At 40.7% G+C, this 1,839-nt stretch carries 2 protein-coding genes; both read left to right on the top strand.

Annotated features, from left to right (window positions below):
- The coding region (locus tag F6K49_RS45180) for an amino acid adenylation domain-containing protein (protein ID WP_293108663.1) at positions 1-1,521 on the top strand (1,521 nt) is incomplete at its 5' end.
- Positions 1,522-1,605: 84 nt separating this feature from the next.
- Positions 1,606-1,839, top strand: a 234-nt coding sequence (locus F6K49_RS45185; protein ID WP_293108665.1) for a condensation domain-containing protein, incomplete at its 3' end; no start/stop codon positions are given.

Genomic DNA, 1,839 nt, shown 5'->3' on the forward strand with positions numbered 1-1,839 from the left:
GATTATCCAACAGATAAATGTATCCATCAATTATTTGAAAACGTTGTTGAAAAGAACCCAGATGCAGTAGCTTTAATATTTGAGGCTCGACAACTAACCTACGCCCAACTCAACTACAAAGCTAACCAACTTGCTCACCATCTATTAGGTTTAGGCATAAGCCGAGAAACACCAATAGGCATATACATAGACCCTACTGTAGAAAGAATCGTCGGTTTATTAGCAATACTCAAAGCAGGAGGAACTTACGTAGCAATAGATCCAACCGACAAATCACAGGATTTGCAGTCAATTTCGGTAATATTAACCCTAAACCACCTCAAATCAGAAATTCCTGAATCCAATGCTCAAATTCTATGTATAGACACTGAGTGGGAATTAATAGCCAAACAGAATACAGACAACCCAAATACAGGAACAACAGCCACCAATCTTGCCTATATCATCAATGAAACGTTAGTAGAACATCACAGCGTAGCTCAACGTTTACAATGGCTACAAGAAACGCTGAAAATAACTAATCGAGATATTCTACTGCATAAAACATCTCTGACTCAAGATGTTGCTCTTCTGGAAATAGGTTTACCTCTAATCAGTGGTGGTAGTGTAGTTATAGCTGCAAATGACGAGCCAACAGAATTACAGAAATTAATCAGCCAGCACAAAATTACCATAGTTCACCTGTATCCATCAGAACTACCCACCTGGTTAAATACAACTAACCAGGCAGCATCTTTGAACAGTTGGCGATCGCTCCTTAGCAGTGGAGAAACTCTATCAACAGAAATAGCCAACAAATTTATCGAAAGTTACCCAGTGTCATTACACAACTTCTACAGTCTCCCAGAAGCAGGAGGAGAAGTTACCCACTGGCAATGGCTAGAAGAACCTCCTAGAGAAAATGTACCTGTAGGCAACCCTGGTCGGTTATCAGTTTATGTATTAGACCAACACCAAGACCCTGTCCCCACAGGAGTACCAGGAGAAATCTATATTGGAGGTTCCAGTTTAGCCAGAGGTTATCTGCATCAAGAGCAAAAGAGAGCGCAGCAATTTATTGAACACCCCGAATTAGGTAAACTATTCCAAACAGGAGACATAGGACGTTATCATAACCAGGGTTATGTAGAAATAATCAAGGCTAAACAACGGCAGACATGGATTCAAGGAAAGCGAATAGAACTAGCGGAAATAGAAACTGCCTTGTTATCAGTTGCCGGAGTAGAACAAGCTTATGTATTAGCAAATCAAACATTCCTAATAGCTTATATTGTGGTGGCTGGAGTTTGGACACCCGAACAATTAGATTCTCAAATTCAACAGCAGTTACCTTCATACATGATGCCAGGAGCTTATATTCCTGTATCAAGTTTACCTTTGACTCACGAAGGAAAAGTAGACGAAGTAGCCTTAGCCCATTTCCCAGTAAGTGATCATGAGACGGAGCGTAAAATTGCTCAGAAGCGATTGAGGGATTCCCACGTGTATATATCGCCTACCAGTGATAACGGCAAATGCTAATCTACGCGCAAGTCAGACTATTGAGCTAGGCGATAAAAAAAAACGGAATAATATTGAAAATATTAACAGGATAGAGGTGGAACTATGAACTCAGATTATGTTCGTTTGCCAAAAGAATTAGTAGAGGGAGAAAAAGGAGAAAAACTTTGGGAATACTGGCAACAAAAATTGGCAGGGGAATTACCAGTATTGAATTTGCCCACTGACAGACCGCGATCGCCTCTACAAACTGATAACGGTGCTGCTTACCCTTTCAAGTTATCTGAAAAGCTGACTCGGCAACTAAAGGCACTGGCCAAACAGGAAGAGGTAACTCTT

This window comes from Moorena sp. SIO3I6, from assembly GCF_010672095.1.